A 17,411-nucleotide genomic window follows, 5' to 3' on the forward strand; every position below is an offset into this window, starting at 1 on the left:
GGGGCTGCGCCGGCTCGCCGGCGTCCGGCCCGGGGTACGTTGCGGGGAGCCGGTGCCGGGCTTGTCGAGCGTGGTCACCGGATCACTCGGCCTGTCGGCGGCGGCGGCGTGCGGTGACCACGGTGGCCGCGCCGAGCGCCGCGACGAGGACGGACCCGATCACGGCGGGGAGCATCGAGCCGGAGTCGTGCGGGGCGTCGGCCACCGGGTCGGCGTTCACCACCGCGCCGGGCACGGCGGGGGTGGCCGTCGGCGCGGCCACGGCGGGCTGCTCCGTCGGCCGGTCGCTCAGGGTGTCCGTCGGCGGCGCGGTGGACGGCTCGACCGGCCCGGGGGCAGCGGGGGCCGCCGGCTCGGGCGCGTCCGCCGGGGCGGTCCCGTCCTCGGGGGCGCCGCCGGTCCCCGGGGGCGTGCCGGGCGCGGGCGGAGGGGCTCCGCCCGCCGGGGGCTTGGCGGGCGCCGGCGCTCGTCCGGTCCCGGAGCCGGCGGTCGTGCCGGAGCCGCCGGTCGTGCCGGAGCCGCCGGTGCCGCTCGATCCGCTGCCGGAACCGCTGCCACCGTTCGCCCCGGAACCACCACCCGTCGACGCGCCGCCGGCACCGCCCGAGCTGCCCTGGCCGGGGCCGGCCGGCTGCCCGCCGGGGCTGGCGTCGTGCGCCCGGACGCTGTCGGGCGAGAAGGTCGGACGGCCTTCGGCGCCCTCGATGTCGGTGCCGCCGTAGATCCACAGGTCGACGCTGCCGGGCTTCGGCTGGTAGAGCATCGCGCCCAGCTGACTGTAGGACCACTCGTTCTGGCCCGGGTCGGCGTGCCAGTACGACCAGTAGGCGGTGGCCGGGGGTGTCAGGACGCACTTCTCCTGGTCCGGGGTCGGGAACTGCTTGCCGCCCTGGAAGCCGCTGTAGCCGATTCGGCAGATGAACGCCGGGCCGTCGTGCCCGGTGCCGGTGGTCTTCCAGCCGCCCTGGTTGAGCAGGGCGTAACCGGTGGTCGGGGTGGTGCCACAGGAGCGCAGCAACGGTCCGCCCCACTTGCTGAAGTCCACGGCGAGCACGACCCCGGAGGTGGTGGTGCACTGGTCCATCGGCAGCGGCGCCGCGGCGGCCGGGACGGTGCCCGCGGCGACGCCGCCGAAGGCCAGGGAGAAGGTCAACGCCGCGGCCCCGGACAACCGGCCGAGACGTGTGCCGAGTCCCCGGTTCACCGGTGCCGTCCCGGGGCCACGGTGCGACGGCGACGGGCGACGAGGACGGCGGCGGCGCCGAGCGCGGTCAGCACACCGGCACCCGCCGTCAGCGTCAGGGCCTGGGTCCCGGTGCTGGCCAGCTTGCCGGACCCGGTCTGCACCGTCACGCCCTGGGCCACAGCACCGCCGCCGCCCGCCGGAGTGTCGATGCCTCCGGCCGGCCAGGTGCTGGGGCCGCCACCGGCCGCCGGGGTGCCGGTGGCCGGAGCCGGCGCGGTCGTGGCGGGGGTGCCGGTCGGGGTGCTGGAGGTGGTGGCGGTCGGTGTCCCGGTGGGTGTGCCCGTCGGCGTGGTGGTGGGAGTAGCCGTGGGCGTGCCCGTCGGGGTGGTGGTCGGTGTTCCGGTGGGCGTCGGCGTCGGTGTGCCGCCGAGGTCGCGGGTCAGGGTGCCGAAGGAGATGCCGGTGGCACCGCCGACCGCCTGGGTGGAGGCGCGGACGTCCGAACCCTTCGGTCCGGCGGCGGCGACGCTGAACCCTCCGTCGCCGTTCTGCCGGCCGGCGAGGAAGTCGAGCGCCTTGGCGATCTGTCCGCCGTAGGCGGCCTCGCGCAGCGTCATGCCCTGGACGGCGAGCGCGGCCGAGTTGGTCGAGTCGCCCGCCGCGCCGGGGAAGCCGCCGTCGGGCAGCTGCCGCGAGGCGAGCCAGCCGAGCCCCTTGTCGACCGCCTGCGCGGCCTCGTCCCCGGGCACGAGGGCGAGGGCCATGACGGCCATCGCCGTGCTGTCCACGTCGGAGTCGCCGGCGGCGGGGATCAGGCTCGGCCAGGAGCCGTCCGCGTGCTGGAGGCTCCTCAGGTAGGCGACGGCGGGGGCGGCGCTGGTCGAGTCCCCGGCCCTGAGCTGGGCCATGACGGCGAGCGCCTGGGAGAACACGGAGGTGGCGTAGCCGTAGTTGCCCGGGGCGGCGCAGCCGGTGTTCGCGTCAGCCTTGGTGCACACCATCGCGGCGAGGGCGGCGATCAGGTCGTGGCCGCCGAAGGCGCGCGGGTTGCGGCCGACGATCTCGGCGAGCAGCGCCTCCTTGCCGATGGAGCCGCCCCCGGCGTACTCGGTGCCGACGGCCGTCCAGTCGTTGACGGTGCGCTCGCTCGCGTCCTTGCCCTGCCGGTCCAGGAAGTCGACGATCTTGCGCAGCGCGGTGTCGTCGGTGCCGGTGGCAGCGAGGGCGAAGGCGCCGTCGATGGTGAGGCCGAAGTCGGCGAAGGCGGGGAAGCCCTCATAGTAGTGGCCGTCGATGAGCCGGGCCGGGTCGGTGAGGTAGGCGCTGGCCTTGGCCGCGTCGGGGGTCCGGCCTGCGCTCGGGGCCGGCGCGGCGGCGGCGGTGGGATGGCCGTCGCAGCCCTGGACGACGCCACGCCGGTGGGCGGGGTCGGCGGCGATCGCGCCGGTCGTCGTGGTGCACTGCCCGGCGGGGTCGGCGACGGCGGTACCGGGGTGACCGAGCAGAACGGTGCCGCCGACGGCGGCCGCGACAGTGCCGGCGACCACCAGGGACGCGAGCTCCCGGTTCCTGTGACCTGTGCTGTTGCTGCTGACCCTCACGACGGCTCCCTGGTCGGTCGGCGCGGGAGGCGACGGCGCAGCCCACGGCCACCCGGATACGGGGCCGCTCGGACCGCGTCGTAGTCCGCGACGACGCAAGTGCTCCATGAACAGACCCTCGGTCCAGGCATTCCGGCTCACCCACCGTCAGGTGGGTCCACGGTTGCGGGTCAGCGCCGGAGTTCGACCGGCTTCCCCTGAATGCCGAGGGTGAAAATCGGTTCATCAGACCACGGTCGCTGACGGGTAGTCAACGGTACTCCGTGTCGATCGGATCACGGTCAGCACCGGGGTGGCCGGCTCGAACGCCCCACCCATCGGCACCGGGCGTGCCGCGGCAACCGGACTCCGGGCCGCCGGCGCCCGGCCCCTCCCGAAAGGAGCCGGGCCCCGGGGTGTTCCGGATGTCAGGGGGCCGTGATGCCCGGCTGGGCGCCGGCGCCGAAGGACCAGCCCTCGACGTCGCCCGGCGCCGGGTCGTAGCTGCCCGCGCCCAGGTTGCTGTACGACCAGGGGCCGCCGTGCTGGGCATGCCAGTACGACCAGTAGGCGCTGCCGCTCGGGTTGGTGCAGGTCGACGGCAAGGAGTTGATGGTGCAGACGAAGCCCGGGTAGCGCGGGTGGAAGGCGTACGAGAATCCGGCCCCGGTGAGCGCCGCCAGGCCGTTGGCCGGGTCGCCGAGCGCGCAGCCGGTCTGGATGCCGCCGCCGACGGCGGTGAAGTCGACCACGACGGTGACCCCGGTGGTGCCGGTGCAGGCTGCCGCCCGGGCCTGCGGGGCCTGGACGGCGGAGACGCCGAGCAGGCCGGCGGTGAGGGCCGCTGCGGCGGCGATGGAGCCGAGCGTACGGCGGGCCGGGCGGGCTGCGGTGAGGTTGTCGGTCATCGGTGAACTCCTCCTGGTCTCGGGCTCGTTCAGCGGAAGGTCGGCGCCGGGCAGGCCATCGTGGGGGCATCGGGGCGGGCGCCGGCGGCGGAGAGCGTGGCCAGCGGGGTGCCCGCAAAGCCGAGGACGGCCTGCGCCGTGGCCCGGGCACCGTTGCCCGCGTTGAAACCGGCCGCGTCGTAGGCGACGGCACCGCGCACCGCCGGGTCGGCGGAGCAGCCCTGCTGGAGCTTCACCAGTCGGTTCCAGCCCTTGAGGCCGGCAGTGAAGCGCCCGCCGGAGAGCAGCGCCTGGGTGGCCAGGCCCGTGGTGTTGGCGTTGGAGGTGGTGGCCCCGGCGGCCGCGAAGCCGCCGTCGGCGTTCTGGTGGGTGGTCAGCCAGGTGAGGCCGGCGTCCGCCTTGGCGGCACGGCCGGTGGCGGCGAGCGCCTGGACGGCGAGCGCGGTCGCGTCGGCGTCGCTCGTGCAGGTGCTCTGGCCGAAGGAGACCGGGTAACCGCCGTCCGCGCACTGGCTGTTCGCCAGGAAGTCGACGGCGGCGGCCGGGACGCCTCCGGGGGTGCGGTGCAGCGCGATCAGGGCGAGCGACTGGCCGAAGGCGTTGCTGTAGTCGCCCCACTGCGAGCGGTCGGAGAAGCGCCCCTCGGCGGTCTGGAGCGAGCGCAGCCGGGCCGGCAGGTCGACGCCGCCGAAAGAGGCCGGATTCGCGCCGCGGACCTCGGCGGCAAGCAGCAGCTTGGCCGTCGCACCCGCGTAGGCCTCGGTGGTGCCGTCGCCGAGGTAGCCGCTGATGATCTCGGGCTTCGCCAGCCAGGCGGTGGCCTTGGCCGCGGCCTCGTCCGAGCTGTGCGAGGCCGCGAAGGCCAGCACCGCGTCGGCGGTCAGGCCCTGGTCGGGGTAGGCGGTCCCGTTGAAGACGGACTCGAAGTGGTCGCCGTCGACGAGTTGGCGGGCCAGCCAGCCGCCCGCGGCGGCGTCGGGGCGGATCGTCGGCGACGAGGTGGCGGCGGCAGGTGCGGCGTGGGCGGCGGTGGCCGCCGGGAGCGCGGTGGCGACTGCGAGGGCGGGTATCGCGAGCAGACCGAGGGTACGGCGGAGCGCGGGCATGGGTGCCTTTCCGGGCCTGGACGCAGGGGCCCGGAGGACGTCGGCGACACGCCGGGCAGCCCTCGGAGCTCCGGCCCGCAGACCACGACGGGAGGAGGGGACGACACACCTCCGCCGCCGGGTACTCGGGCTCGCCGCCGGCGTGAGCAGGCGGCCTACCGTTGCGGGTCAGCGCCGGATTCGGACCGGACTTCCCCCAGCGGCGGAGTCACAACGTGACGGTCCATCATGGCGAAACGGAAAAGATCCGGTCAAGGGTTCGAGCGGCACGCCACGCTGCCCTGGCCTGTCTCGCGGCCGTATCCGACCGGCGGCCGGGCCGGGCCGGACACCGCCAGGCCGGGCCGGACACCCACCTGCTGAGCCGTTCCGGGCCCTGCGCAGCGTGCGCCGCCCCGGGACGCAGGGGCGGCGCAGCGCGTGGACGGTCAGCGGTGGGTAAAGGACGGCGGGCGCTTCTCCGCGAAGGCCGCCATGCCCTCCTTCTGGTCGGCCGTGGCGAACGTCGCGTGGAAGAGCCTGCGTTCGAAGCGGACGCCCTCGGCGAGGGTGGTCTCGAAGGCGCGGTTGACGCTCTCCTTCATCATGATCGCCGCCGGGGTGGACATCGCCGCGACCGTCTCGGCGGTGGCCAGCGCCTCGGACAGCAGCTGGTCCGCCGGGACGATCCGGGAGACCAGCCCGGCCCGCTCGGCCTCCTCGGCGCCCATCATCCGCCCGGTCAGGCACAGCTCCATGGCCTTCGCCTTGCCGACCGCCCGGGTCAGCCGCTGCGAGCCGCCGATGCCGGGGATCACCCCGAGCTTGATCTCCGGCTGCCCGAACTTCGCGGTGTCCGCCGCCAGCAGGATGTCGCACAGCATCGCCAGCTCGCAGCCACCGCCGAGCGCGTAGCCGGCGACGGCCGCGACGACCGGCTTGCGCAGGGCGGCGAAGCGGTCCCAGGCTGCGAACCAGTCGCCGAGGTAGGCGTCGACGAAGTCGAGGGACTGCATCTCCTTGATGTCGGCGCCGGCCGCGAAGGCCTTCTCCGAGCCGGTGACCACCAGCGCGCCGATCTCCGGGTCACGGTCGAACTCCGTGGCCGCCGCGACGACCTCGTTCATCAGCCGGCTGTTCAGCGCGTTGAGCGCCTTCGGGCGGTCGAGCGTGATCACCCCGACCCGGCCCTTGCGCTCGACCAGGATCGTGTCGTACGTCATGCGGTCTCCTCCCGGAGAGTGGTGATGATGGCCGAGAAGTCCAGGCCTGCGGCCTCGCCCCGGGCGAACGCGGCGAACAACTCGGCTGCCCGCCGGCCCAGTTCGACGGGTGCGGCGGAGGCGGCAGCGGCGTCGGCGGCCAGCCCGAGGTCCTTGGCCATCAGGGCCGCCGCGAACCCGGCCGCGTAGCCGCGGTTGGCCGGGCTGGTCGGAACCGGACCGGGCACCGGGCAGTTGCTGGTCAGCGCCCAGCACTGCCCGGAGGCTGCGGAGGCGACGTCGAACAGGGCCTGGTGACTGAGTCCGAGGCGCTCCCCGAGGACGAAGGCCTCGCTGACCGCGATCATGGAGACGCCGAGGATCATGTTGTTGCAGATCTTCGCGGCCTGCCCGGCACCAGTAGCCCCGCAATGGACGACCTGCTTGCCCATCGCCGCGAGCACCGGCTCGGCCTCGGCGAAGTCGGCGTCCTCGGCACCGACCATGAAGGTCAGGCTTGCCCCTTCGGCGCCGGCCACGCCTCCGGAGACGGGGGCGTCGACGGCGCGGTGCCCGGCGACCCGGGCGAGGTCGGCGGCCGCCCGGGCGTCCCCGACCGCGATGGTGGAGCAGTCGACGAACAGTGCTCCGGCTGCCGCCTCGGTCAACTCGGCGTAGACGTCGAGGACATGGCGCCCGGCCGGCAGCATGGTCAGCACCACGTCCGCCTCGCCGACGGCCTCGGCCGCCGAGCGCGCGATCGTCACTCCCTGTGCCGCGGCCTGGTCCCGGGCCGGGGCCGCGAGGTCGTAGCCGAACACCCGGTGGCCGGCCTTGACGAGGTTCGCGGCCATCGGACCGCCCATGTTGCCGAGTCCGACGAATCCGACGGTGTGGGTCACCAGCGCTCCAGGGGTGTGGTGGCGGCGAGGCCGAGTTCGCGCTCGCCGAGCGGGGCGAAGTAGCGGGCCACGGCGGCGGGTTCGACGGCGTCCAGCGTCGACGGGCTCCACTGCGGCTTGCGGTCCTTGTCGATCACCTGGGCCCGGATGCCCTCGGCGAGGTCCGGCGTGGCCAGGGCCGCGCAGGAGGTGCGGTACTCCTGGTCGAGCACGGCCTCCAGCGGTCCGAGGGCCCGGGCCCGGCGCAGGGCCGCCAGCGTGGCCTTCACGGCGGTCGGGGAGTTGGCGGCGATCCGGTCGGCCGCCTCCTTGGCCTCGGCTTCGCTGCTGCTGTCGAGCCGGTCGAGGATCTCCTCGACGGTGCCGGCCGCGTAGCAGGCGTCGATCCACGTCCGCCGTGCGTCCAGCACGCCGGGCGGCGCGGGCCGGACGTGCCGTTCGAGGGCGCCGTGTACGGGCAGCTCGGCCAGGTCGTCGAGCAGGGCGGGCAGCCGCTCGGCGGGGACGAAGTGGTCGGCGAGACCGCACAGCAGCGCGTCACCGGCCCCGACGGCCCCGGCGGTCAGGGCGAGGTGGGTGCCCAGCTCGCCCGGCGCCAGGGCGAGCAGGTAGGTGCCGCCCACGTCCGGGACGAAGCCGATGCCGGCCTCCGGCATGGCGATGCGGGTGGTCTCGGTGACGATCCGGACGCTGCCGTGGGCGGAGACGCCGACCCCGCCGCCCATCACGATCCCGTTCATCACGGCGACGTAGGGCTTGGGGTAGCGGGCGATCCGGGCGTTGAGGCGGTACTCGTCGCGCCAGAACTCCTCGACGGCGCCCGGGTCGCCGCCGGTGGCGGCGCGGTGGATGGCGACGATGTCGCCGCCCGCGCAGAACGCCCGCTCCCCCGCGCCGCTGACCACGACGGTTTCCACCCGGTCGTCGGCCTCCCAGGCGTCCAGCGCCTCGGCGATCGCGCGGACCATGCCGTGGGTGAGGGCGTTCAGGGCCGTGGGGCGGTTGAGGACGATCAGGCCCGCCCTGCCCTCGCGCTGGACGAGGACCTCGTCGGCGGTGTGCTCGGCCATCACGCGGCTCCGGTCAGGCCGCGGGCGACGATGACGCGCATGATCTCGTTGGTCCCTTCAAGGATCTGGTGCACCCGCAGGTCGCGGACGGTCTTCTCGATTCCGTACTCGGCCAGGTAGCCGTAGCCGCCGTGGAGTTGCAGCGCGGCGTTGGCGACCTCGAAGCCGGTGTCGGTGGCGAGGCGTTTGGCCATCGCGCACAGCTGCGGCGCCCGCGGGTCACCCCGGTCCAGCGCGGCCGCCGCCCGCCACAGCAGCGAGCGGGCCGCCTCCAACCCCGTCGCCATGTCGGCGAGCCGGAACTGCAGCGCCTGGGCGTGCAGGAGGCGGGTGCCGAAGGCCTCTCGGTCCGCCAGGTGGCGGGTGGCGCGCTCCAGCGCCTCCTGGGCGCCGCCGAGCGAGCAGGCGGCGATGCCGAGCCGGCCGCCGTTGAGCCCGTTCATGGCGATCCGGAAGCCCTCGCCCTCGGCCCCGAGGAGCCGGTCGGCGGGCAGCCGGACGCCGTCCAGCAGCACCTGGCGGGTGGGCTGGGCGTTCCAGCCCATCTTCTTCTCGTTCGGCCCGAACGAGACGCCGGCGTCGTCCCGTTCGACGACGAACGCGGAGATCCCGCTCGCCCCGGGCCCGCCGGTGCGCGCCATCACCACGTAGACCCGGGCCGCACCAGCGCCGGAGATGAACTGCTTGACGCCGTCCAGCACCCAGTGCTCCCCGTCCCGGCGGGCCCGGGTGGCCAGCGCGGCGGCATCCGAGCCCGCGCCCGGCTCGGTCAGGCAGTAGCTGCCCAGGTGCTCGGCCGAGCACAGCCCGGGCAGCCACCGGGAGCGCTGGGCCCGACTGCCGTACCGGTCGACCATCCAGGCGACCATGTTGTGGATGGACAGGTAGGCGGCGATGGAGGGGCAGCCCGTCGCCAGGGCCTCGAAGACGGCCACCCCGTCGGCGCGGGTGAGTCCGGATCCGCCCGAGCCCTCGCGCACGTACACGCCCGCGAGGCCGACGTCGGCGGCCTTGCGCAGCACGTCCACCGGGAAGTGCCTGGCCTGGTCCCACGCGACGGCGTTCGGGGCGAGGTGCTCACGGGCGAAGGCCAGGGTCGTCTCCGCGATGGCGCGCTGGTCGTCGGTGAGGTCGTGCATGGCGCTCATCCCATCGTCGGCATGGTGAAGCTCGCGCCCTCCTTGACCCCGGAGGGCCAGCGCGAGGTGACGGTGCGGGTGCGGGTGTAGAAGCGGATCGCGTCCGGCCCGTGCTGGTTGAGGTCGCCGAAGGCGGAGCGCTTCCAGCCGCCGAAGGTGTGGTAGGCGATCGGCACCGGGATCGGGACGTTGACCCCGACCATGCCGGTGTTCACCCGGCGGGCGAAGTCCCGGGCGGTGTCGCCGTCCCGGGTGTAGATGGCCACGCCGTTGCCGAACTCGTGCTCGCTGGGCAGCCGCAGCGCCTCCTCGTAGTCGGCGGCACGCACGACCGTGAGGACGGGGCCGAAGATCTCCTCCCGGTAGATCCGCATGTCCGGCGTCACCCGGTCGAACAGGGAGGCGCCGAGGAAGTAGCCGTCCTCGTGGCCCTCAAGACGGAAGCCACGCCCGTCCACGACGAGTTCGGCCCCCTCCGCCACCCCGGCGTCCAGGTGGCCGCGAACCCGGGCGAGCGCGTCGGCACCGACCAGTGGGCCGAAGTCCGCCGCCGCGTCGTCCGAGCGCCCGACCTTCAGCGAGGCGATCCGCTCGACCAGCTTGGCCACCAGGGCGTCCGCGGTCGCCTCCCCCACCGGGACGGCCACCGAGATCGCCATGCAGCGCTCGCCGGCCGAGCCGTACCCGGCGCCGACCAGCGCGTCCGCCGCCTGGTCGAGGTCGGCGTCCGGCATCACGATCAGGTGGTTCTTCGCGCCGCCGAAGCACTGCGCCCGCTTCCCGTGCGCGGCGGCGGTGGCGTACACGTACTGCGCGATCGGCGTCGACCCGACGAAGCCGACCGCCTGTACCCGCGGGTCCTCCAGCAGGGTGTCCACGGCCTCCTTGCCGCCGTTGACCACGTTGAACACGCCCGGCGGAAGCCCCGCCTCCAGGAACAGCTCGGCCAGGCGCAGCGGCACCGAGGGGCACCGCTCGGACGGCTTGAGGACGAAGGCGTTCCCGCAGGCCAGCGCCGGTGCGGCCTTCCACAGCGGGATCATCGCCGGGAAGTTGAACGGGGTGATGCCGGCGACCACGCCCAGCGGCTGGCGCATCGAGTACACGTCGATGCCGGTGCCGGCGTTGTCGGAGAACTCGCCCTTCAGCAGGTGCGGGATCCCGGCGGCGAACTCCACCACCTCCAGGCCGCGCTGGAGGTCGCCGTGGGCGTCGGCCACGGTCTTGCCGTGCTCCGAGGACAGCAGTCGGGCCAGTTCGTCCTTCTCCTGGTCGACCAGCTGGAGGAAGCGCAGCAGCACCCGCGCCCGCCGCTGCGGGTTCCAGGCCGCCCAGGCCGGCTGGGCCTGGGCCGCGTCGGCGATCACCGCCTCGACCTCGGCCCGACTCGCCAGCGGCACCCGGGCCTGCACCCGGCCGGTGTTGGGGTCGTACACGTCGCCGAAGCGACCGGAGGCGCCGGCGACGGGCTTGCCGCCGACGTAGTGGGTCAGTTCGCGGACCATCGGTTCCTTCTCTCGACAAGGGTGGGAGAGGAGGAATGGAGGCCGTCGCCCGTCGACGGGCGCACAGTGGTGCGCGCTCGGTGCGGGCAGGACGGCGGTCGAACGGAGCGTCAGGGTATGGGCGCCCCGGCAGCCGTCGGCACGGGACAACCAGGAGCAGCGGAACGGATGCAGCCCGGAGCCATGCGTGTCGTCTCCATCCTCGTGGAAAACACGGATCACCCGCGGCCGGTATCCTGACTCCCGGATCACCGCACGCCCTCTGGCCTTCCCGGCTGGCTGCCAGTGGCCTTCGTCTGCGAGGACGGACTCCCCGGTCACAGTGGCGGGACCGTGCCGGACTCACACCGGCTTCCCTGACACCGCGGACCTGTCATCGACCATATAGTTGGACGTCCTAGTAAGTCCAGAGGGCCTACCCGCGCGCCGCATCATCGCGCCCCACGGCTGTTGACCCGTCCGCCACGGCGGGCAGCGGTCCACCCGCGAACGCGACCGCCCGATCCGCCTCGAACCCGGCGGCAGCACAGGGCCATTCCCGTCCCCCCGTGTTCAGGCCCGCCTGCCCTTCCCCCGGGGCTACTCGGCGGCCCGACGCGCCGGCGCCGAGTGCGGGCGGGCCCCCGGCGCCCCCGCCGCGCGTCGTTCCGGCGGCGGGCCGGGGCGAAGCAGCGCGGCCGCGGGCAGCGGGCGCGCCGGCCGTGGTGGCGGTCCGGCGACACCGCCCGGGCGGTCACCGTTCAGCTCCCCTTCACCCCGGGTAGGGCCCGGCGCCGGTGGGACTTCCCCGGGTCGTGCGACTGTTCGCTCCGCCACACGCGACCGGTGGAACGAACGAACCCGAAGGACCGCCTTGAACCGCACCGCTCCCCTCTCGGCCGTCATGGCCGTCACCCTCGCCGCCGGTGTGCTCTGCACCGCGGGAACCGCGTCCGCCGGGGACTGGTCCGGTGCCCGGTACACCGACCAGGGCCTCTACGGAACGAAGACCCCGTACGCGCCGCAGGAGAAGGCGAGCAAGTACCAGAAGCCGCCCAAGGGCTTCAGCCCGGTCTTCACCGAGAACGTCGCCCGTCACGGCTCGCGTGCCATGTCGGACGGCGATGACGGCGAGGCGGTGCTCGCCGTCCTGCGCACGGCGCAGCAACAGGACGCCCTCACCGACCTCGGCGAGGACCTGGCCCCGCAGGTCCAGTCACTCCTCGACGCCGCCAAGGCCCTCGGCTACGGCAGCCTCTCCGCGCGCGGCGCCCAGGAGCACCGGCAGACCGCCCTGCGCATGGAGCAGCGTCTGCCGTCGCTGTTCGGCAAGATCGCCGCGGAGCACGAGCCCATCGTCGTCGAGACCTCGGGCGTCGCGCGCGCCGTGGCGAGCGCCGACGCCTTCACCGGCGGACTGGCTGCCGGAGATCCGGCGCTGGCCGGCCTGATCAAGCCCCCCGTCACGGACAAGAACCTGCTGTACTTCCACAAGCAGCCGCAGAACGCCGACTACCAGGCCTACCTGAAGACCGACCCGGACCTCTCGGCCGTCCTGGCCACGATCGACGGCGACCCCCGTACGGCGGAGGCGGCGCACCGCGTCGTCTCGCGCCTGTTCCGCCCCGCCTTCGTCTCGGCGCTGCCCGCCGCCGGTCAGGTCTCCTTCGCGCGTTCGCTCTACCAGCTCTTCGCCGCGGCTCCCGACCTGAGCGTCGAGGCTCCGAACGTCGATCTCACCCGGTTCCTCGCCCCGCGCGACGCCCAGTGGTTCGCCTACCTCGACGACGCGGAGGACTTCTACCAGAAGGGCCCCGCCTTCAGCGGCCGCACGATCACCTACAAGATGGCCGGCGTCCTCCTCGACGACCTCCTCGCCCAGGCCGAGGCCAAGGCCGCCGGCACCAGCGACAACGGCGCGGTCCTGCGCTTCACCCACGCCGAGGAGATCGAACCGCTCGCGGCCCTCATGGGCCTGCCCGGCAGCACCGAACCCGCCGAGCCCGGACAGCCGTACAGCTACCGGAACAACCCGTGGCGCGGCGCGGACGTCGCCCCGATGGCCGCGAACATCCAGTGGGACCTGTACGCGAACACGCCCACCGACGGCAAGCCCGCCACCCACCTGGTCCGGATGCTCTACAACGAGAAGGAAACCGCCTTCAAGCCCTCCTGCACGCCGGTGGCCAAGAACAGTCACTTCTACGACCTCGACGAGCTCAGGCGCTGCCTCACCCACGGCTGACCGCGCCACGCGCCCGCCGAGCCACTCCCAGGGAGAGCGGCTCGGCGGTCGCGGTTCTCGTGGCGGATCGGTTCCGCCAGGTGTCCGTCAGGGGACCCTGCCGGTGGCGGGGACGCACGGGTGGACGTCGTTCTCCTTGACCACGTGGACCGGGGCGCGCCCGGGCGCACGGTCCGGATCGCCCTGAGCGCGGCCGGGGTGGTCGCGGTGCCCTCTCGGCACCGGGGGACGCCCCACTCGTCGAACGCCAACGTGCGGTCGGGGAAGCGGTCTTCCTTCCAGGTGTTGATGCTCGGAAAGGTGACGCCACATCGGGCGAGCAGGCAGCGCAGGACCTCGCGGCCGATGCGGATCACCGGACCGCGCAAGCGCCGCAGGGACGCGAGTGGTTCGCGTATCGCCCAGCGGGTGAAGGGCTGTCCCAGCCTGACGGTCGGGTGGCGGCCGTCTGGACGACGAAGTCCTCGTCGTCAGGACTGAGAAGGCGGGGACGGCCTCCCTCCCATCGGGGGTCCAGACAGGCCGACCGGTTCGGGCCCTGCGCCGCCAACCCGGCGAACGTTCCCGGTCGGAGCACTCGGTGGATCCCGTCCTCACGGCCGAGACGCGAGAGGCCCACGACACCTTTGCGGTTCGTGGCCGTTCGGCCGTTCCATGACGGGCGCGCCACCGGCCGCCGACGCCGCGGTGCTACGCCGTTCGAGTGGTCGGTCAGGTGACTCCGCACCGTGCACGGATCGGTGGTGGTGACGGGACCGGACTGCACCGCAGATCGACCCCGGTGACGCCGAGTGAGTGCCAGCCGGGGTCCTCGGCCGGCACGCGGTCCCGCTTCGTGCGCACCGAAGCGGCCCGGCCCTGGCCGCCCGTCCCTCTTCGCGCCTACGGTGGAAGTCCAGGGCCCGCCCATACCCGTGCTGTGCCGGAGATGTCCGGTATCGCGGCCCATGTCCGCCCCGCAGCGGCGATGCCGCCCAGGGCGGGTCCCAGACATCCACAGGCGAGGCAATCATGGAGTGAACCGCCCCTGACCTGTCACGACCGCCACGCGCCGACCGCCGGAGAGGTGCCTTCCTCCTTGGCGGGCCCCGAACAGTTCAAGGTGGACCAACCATGCCCCTGACCAAGATCGACAGTATCAAGGTCGACCATCCCGACACGGACGAGCGCACAGTCCAGTTCCTGTGGGGGGACCTGACGAAACTGGCGTCGGACGACGCCGTCGACGTCCTCGTCGTCTCCTGCCGGCCCGACGACTACGCCCCGACGGAGGGAAGCCTGGTGGGCGCGCTCGCCAAGGCGGGCGTCTCCGTCGAAGCCCTGGCGAAGGACAAGGCCAAGGACTACCGGCCCCTGTTGCCCTGCTGGATCTCGAAACCGGTGGCGGCCCTCGGGATCCACTTCGAGCGGATCCTGGTCTTCGAACCGAAGGACTGGGACGTCAACGCCGGGAACCCGACCCGGGCGATCTTCCAGGCGCTCGCCTGTTTCTATCCCACCGAAACGGTGCGCGTCGCCACGCCGCTGGTGTGCACCGGAGTGCGCAAGGCGGACTCGAAGGAGGTGCTGTCGGCGCTCACCTGGGCGGCGGCGCACTACGCCTCGTCGAACACCACCAAGGTGTCCACCGTGAAGATCGTGGCGCTGCCCGAGGAAGTCGGCGACCGACTGACCCCCACGTTCACCGATATCAAGAACAACTACGACAACGTGTTCGATCTCAAGCTGCCCGCCGACTACGACGTGTACGTCAAGAAGGCGAAGGCGAAGATCGACAGCATCAAGCTCCCACCCTCGGTGACCTATCGGCAGGCCGTGGCGGTCTGCATCTACACGACCAACTACTACAAAGCCATCAACTCCGTGCTGTACCGGAAGAAGCCGACCGACCCGGAGTACCGCCAGTTGCTGCCGCTCATCGAGGCCATCGACTCCGGCCTGCGGAACCTGAGGCTCCACACCGGGGCGACCTTCCGCGGTGACAACATGAAGCCGGATCGCCTGGCCAAGCACCAGGTGGGTGCGAAGCTCCTCAACACCTCGTACACGAGCACGAGCAAGGAGCGGGAGATCGCCAAGAAGTTCGCCAAGAACGCCCTGCTCGACTTCCACGGCCAGACGGGCGCGGAGGTGTGGGACTACTCGGAGTTCCCCACCGAGCAGGAGGTGCTGTTCCCGCGCGACCTCACCTACCAGGTGGACACCCGCACGGAGAAGCCGAAGGACTTCTGGAACTTCACCGTCCACGAGATCCTGACCAACTGGTGCGGAGGTTCGGACAATGCCTGAGCTGACACAGGAAGCGGCCCGCGAGATCATCGCGCTCTACCGCCCCACGCCGCAGGTCGCCGAAGCGCCCGCCCAACTGCCCCTGGGCCTGGCCCCCGTCGAGCACTTCGCCGTGGTGGCCGCAGCCCGCGGCCTCGTCGAGGAGGGCTTCGACTGGAAGAACTGGGCTCCGTACCAGGACGGCCGAATCTCCGATCCGGCGTTCATCGCCGCGGCCGACGCCGACACGCTCCGCCGGATCGCCACGGCGCACCTTCGGATCGACCGCTTCGTCGGCGGTCACCTCGAACGGATCGAGGAGGACGGAACCCTGGGCAGGGTCGTCAGCCGTCTCCAGACGCTGGTGGACACCGGCGCGCTGTAGGCGCGCACGGCACCGGGCGCCGGCCGGCCCTCAGGGCTCATCGAGGGCCGGCCGGCGCCACCCCGTGGCCTCCCCTCCGGACAGGAGGGTGACCTTCGCGTCCTTCGACAGGTACGCCCCAGAAGGGCTTCGCGCTGGTCGATCTTGTGGTTGATCGGTACCAGGCCTGTGGGAAAGTCTTGTCCAGGAAAAGTCCGGGGCCGCTGGCCGAAGCACCACAGGAAGCCGGGCAGAAGGGGGCCGAGTTACAGCGGCGGATCGACCGACGCTTCCTGAAGAGGGACGCCCGCGCCGCGCGGCGGACCGGAGGACACCGCGGACGAGCTCGTACCGGCACACCGGGCTCAGCCGTCCGAGTACTGCCGGGCATACCGCCGGGCCCGTCCCGGGAACGAGTGAAGGCCCCCGAGCGGATGTCCCCGGGCAACGGCCCCACGCCGGGCGCCGCTCTCCTGCCGGCGGGTCACCGGGCGCCGCCCGTACCGCCGTATGAACGGAAGGCCTCCCATGCGCAGCCGTGTCCTCTCCCTCCTGTCCGCTGTCCCGGTGACGGTGGCACTGACCCTGCTGGGCGCAGCCGTCCCGGCACAGGCCGCCACTCACGAACCCGTCGCACCGGCCCCCGCCTCCGCCGCACCGGCCCCTGCCTCCGCCGGACCGACCGCGGCCAACGGCTCGTTCGTGCTCGGTGTCCAGGGCTGTAGTTGGTGGGGCTGCGACTACGTGACCTACTTCAGCCTGGAGAACCCCGAGGGATGCCATGCCCTCCCGCCCGCTCCCACGGGGAAGTTCCTCACCAACTGGACAGAGTGGTACAACGGCACCGACGAGAAGGCTTACCTGTACAAGAACAACACGTGCGGAGGCCAGCCCGACGCCATCCTGGACCAGAAGTCCACCATCGAGCTCCAGGACGCCCCGTACCGCTCGGTCCTGTTCCGCTGAGCCTGACCGCCCACCCGCTTCCTCCGACCAGCCGGCCCCAGCTCTCCGAGGACCAGCGCACCGCCCGTCAACGAGCAGGCCGCCGGCGAGATCGCCCGGACCACCGGGTTTCAGCCCGAGGAGATCTCGGCCGGCTACATCGCCAAGCTCACCCCCTTCCGGAACGCCGGATGACCGCGGCGGCGCCCGCCGACAACCACACGGCACGGCAGCACAGGCGAGGCACAACGCTGTCGTCGCGGATGGCGGCCCGGCGGGCGCCGCCGCACTCACCTTGGCCCGGGCAGGCCGTACACGGGCGATTCCCGCCAACTCCACGGCATCCGGCTGTCATCCGCGTGGGTTGTGCGGAAGGTCCTGGACCCCGCCGGGCAGGGGTCCTCGACCGTTGACCGGCTCGCGAAGCGGCTGGCCGAGTCCGGCGGTGCCTGAGTCAGCCGAGGTACGGGCCTTCCTCCTTGCGGAAGCCGTGGTCGAGTCGGAGTCTGGTCGTCGGAGCGATGTCCAGCCCTTCGAGTTCCTCCCGCGGCACCCAGCGGACCTCGATGGACTCGGAACTGGCGGCGAGCCGACCCCCGATCGGCCGCGCACGGAAGCACAGGGAGAACTCCTGTCGTACCTCGCCGTCGGAGAACTCGATCACGTGCCCCGGGTCGCTGTACGTGCCGACGAGGCCGGTGACCTCGACCTCGACGCCGGTCTCCTCCCGCACCTCGCGCACGACGGCCCCAAGAAGATTCTCCCCGACCTCCAGGACCCCGCCCGGCATCCCCCAGCGGCCGTTGTCAGAGCGCCGCTCCAGCAGGAGTTCGCCGTGTTCGTTCACCACGAACGCGGTGACGGCGGGCACGATCCGCTGGGCCTTCGGGGCGTTCGGATCGTCGAAGTAGTCGGTACGGCTCACGATTCCTGCCTCGCTAGTGTCCTGCACCTGAAATTCGCTTCATATCTGTAGCCTGTGCCCATGGCGCGTATGGGGCGGCCGATGGCCGAGCTGACCTTGACCGATGAC

At 72.9% G+C, this 17,411-nt stretch carries 14 protein-coding genes and 2 riboswitches; of the genes, 4 read left to right on the forward strand and 10 right to left on the reverse strand.

The annotated features are described in order from the left end of the window. Positions 1–82 precede the first annotated feature (82 nt). The 9 genes from ACZ55U_RS28410 to ACZ55U_RS28450 all read right to left on the reverse strand — a co-directional run bounded on the left by ACZ55U_RS28410 (position 83) and on the right by ACZ55U_RS28450 (position 10,577). Complete coding sequence (locus ACZ55U_RS28410) at positions 83–1,153, reverse strand: hypothetical protein (protein WP_465530402.1); 1,071 nt, start codon at positions 1,151–1,153, stop codon at positions 83–85. 47 nt (positions 1,154–1,200) lie between these two features. After that, positions 1,201–2,787, reverse strand: coding sequence for a prenyltransferase/squalene oxidase repeat-containing protein (locus tag ACZ55U_RS28415; RefSeq protein ID WP_465530404.1), 1,587 nt, complete (start codon positions 2,785–2,787; stop codon positions 1,201–1,203). Positions 2,788–3,194: 407 nt separating this feature from the next. Then, a complete protein-coding gene (locus tag ACZ55U_RS28420; protein ID WP_465530406.1) occupies positions 3,195–3,674 on the reverse strand; it encodes a flagellar hook-length control protein FliK in 480 nt (159 codons plus the stop codon). A 29-nt stretch (positions 3,675–3,703) separates the two neighbouring features. Beyond that, positions 3,704–4,780 carry a peptidase gene (locus ACZ55U_RS28425; protein ID WP_465530408.1) on the reverse strand — a complete coding sequence of 359 codons (1,077 nt, stop codon included), beginning with the start codon at positions 4,778–4,780 and terminating at the stop codon, positions 3,704–3,706. 99 nt (positions 4,781–4,879) lie between these two features. Then, positions 4,880–4,999, reverse strand: a riboswitch (cobalamin riboswitch). Positions 5,000–5,208: 209 nt separating this feature from the next. Continuing rightward, positions 5,209–5,982 carry an enoyl-CoA hydratase gene (locus ACZ55U_RS28430; protein ID WP_465530410.1) on the reverse strand — a complete coding sequence of 258 codons (774 nt, stop codon included), beginning with the start codon at positions 5,980–5,982 and terminating at the stop codon, positions 5,209–5,211. Next, entirely contained in the window at positions 5,979–6,863 is an 885-nt protein-coding gene (mmsB, locus tag ACZ55U_RS28435; RefSeq protein WP_465530412.1) for a 3-hydroxyisobutyrate dehydrogenase, read from the reverse strand. The genes ACZ55U_RS28430 and mmsB overlap by 4 nt, the downstream gene beginning before the upstream one ends. Beyond that, positions 6,860–7,933 (reverse strand): enoyl-CoA hydratase/isomerase family protein, encoded by a 1,074-nt coding sequence (locus ACZ55U_RS28440; RefSeq protein ID WP_465530414.1) that lies wholly within the window; start codon positions 7,931–7,933, stop codon positions 6,860–6,862. The genes mmsB and ACZ55U_RS28440 overlap by 4 nt, the downstream gene beginning before the upstream one ends. Then, on the reverse strand, positions 7,933–9,081 hold the full coding sequence (locus tag ACZ55U_RS28445) for an acyl-CoA dehydrogenase family protein (protein ID WP_465530416.1): 1,149 nt from the start codon (positions 9,079–9,081) through the stop codon (positions 7,933–7,935). The genes ACZ55U_RS28440 and ACZ55U_RS28445 overlap by 1 nt, the downstream gene beginning before the upstream one ends. Continuing rightward, positions 9,078–10,577: a CoA-acylating methylmalonate-semialdehyde dehydrogenase gene (locus tag ACZ55U_RS28450; protein ID WP_465530418.1), complete on the reverse strand. Its 1,500-nt coding sequence runs from the start codon at positions 10,575–10,577 to the stop codon at positions 9,078–9,080. Before ACZ55U_RS28450 ends, ACZ55U_RS28445 begins: the two co-directional genes overlap by 4 nt. 209 nt (positions 10,578–10,786) lie before the next feature. Then, positions 10,787–10,959: riboswitch (cobalamin riboswitch) on the reverse strand. A 471-nt stretch (positions 10,960–11,430) separates the two neighbouring features. Between ACZ55U_RS28450 and ACZ55U_RS28455 the strand changes: the two genes are divergently transcribed. The 4 genes from ACZ55U_RS28455 (at position 11,431) to ACZ55U_RS28470 (ending at position 16,399) form a co-directional block, all read left to right on the forward strand. Then, complete coding sequence (locus ACZ55U_RS28455) at positions 11,431–12,801, forward strand: histidine-type phosphatase (protein WP_465530420.1); 1,371 nt, start codon at positions 11,431–11,433, stop codon at positions 12,799–12,801. Positions 12,802–13,914: 1,113 nt separating this feature from the next. Then, complete coding sequence (locus tag ACZ55U_RS28460; protein ID WP_465530422.1) at positions 13,915–15,090, forward strand: ADP-ribosyltransferase; 1,176 nt, start codon at positions 13,915–13,917, stop codon at positions 15,088–15,090. Continuing rightward, positions 15,083–15,454, forward strand: a complete 372-nt coding sequence (locus ACZ55U_RS28465) for a DUF6508 domain-containing protein (RefSeq protein ID WP_465530424.1) — start codon at positions 15,083–15,085, stop codon at positions 15,452–15,454. Before ACZ55U_RS28460 ends, ACZ55U_RS28465 begins: the two co-directional genes overlap by 8 nt. A gap of 507 nt (positions 15,455–15,961) precedes the next feature. Next, complete coding sequence (locus ACZ55U_RS28470) at positions 15,962–16,399, forward strand: hypothetical protein (protein ID WP_465530426.1); 438 nt, start codon at positions 15,962–15,964, stop codon at positions 16,397–16,399. A gap of 433 nt (positions 16,400–16,832) precedes the next feature. Here the strand turns inward: ACZ55U_RS28470 and ACZ55U_RS28475 are convergent, their stop codons facing one another. After that, positions 16,833–17,303, reverse strand: a complete 471-nt coding sequence (locus tag ACZ55U_RS28475) for an NUDIX hydrolase (protein WP_465530428.1) — start codon at positions 17,301–17,303, stop codon at positions 16,833–16,835. Positions 17,304–17,411: the final 108 nt, after the last annotated feature.

Source organism: Kitasatospora sp. NPDC034533, from assembly GCF_055575155.1.

Excerpts from the sequence above, each read along its gene's own strand:
- ACZ55U_RS28450 (WP_465530418.1), bottom strand. The coding sequence starts at position 10,577 with ATGGTCCGCGAACTGACCCACTACGTCGGCGGCAAGCCCGTCGCCGGC.
- ACZ55U_RS28470 (WP_465530426.1), top strand. The coding sequence starts at position 15,962 with ATGCGCAGCCGTGTCCTCTCCCTCCTGTCCGCTGTCCCGGTGACGGTG.
- ACZ55U_RS28425 (WP_465530408.1), bottom strand. The coding sequence starts at position 4,780 with ATGCCCGCGCTCCGCCGTACCCTCGGTCTGCTCGCGATACCCGCCCTC.
- ACZ55U_RS28445 (WP_465530416.1), bottom strand. The coding sequence starts at position 9,081 with ATGAGCGCCATGCACGACCTCACCGACGACCAGCGCGCCATCGCGGAG.
- ACZ55U_RS28460 (WP_465530422.1), top strand. The coding sequence starts at position 13,915 with ATGCCCCTGACCAAGATCGACAGTATCAAGGTCGACCATCCCGACACG.
- ACZ55U_RS28420 (WP_465530406.1), bottom strand. The coding sequence starts at position 3,674 with ATGACCGACAACCTCACCGCAGCCCGCCCGGCCCGCCGTACGCTCGGC.
- ACZ55U_RS28430 (WP_465530410.1), bottom strand. The coding sequence starts at position 5,982 with ATGACGTACGACACGATCCTGGTCGAGCGCAAGGGCCGGGTCGGGGTG.
- ACZ55U_RS28440 (WP_465530414.1), bottom strand. The coding sequence starts at position 7,933 with ATGGCCGAGCACACCGCCGACGAGGTCCTCGTCCAGCGCGAGGGCAGG.
- ACZ55U_RS28465 (WP_465530424.1), top strand. The coding sequence starts at position 15,083 with ATGCCTGAGCTGACACAGGAAGCGGCCCGCGAGATCATCGCGCTCTAC.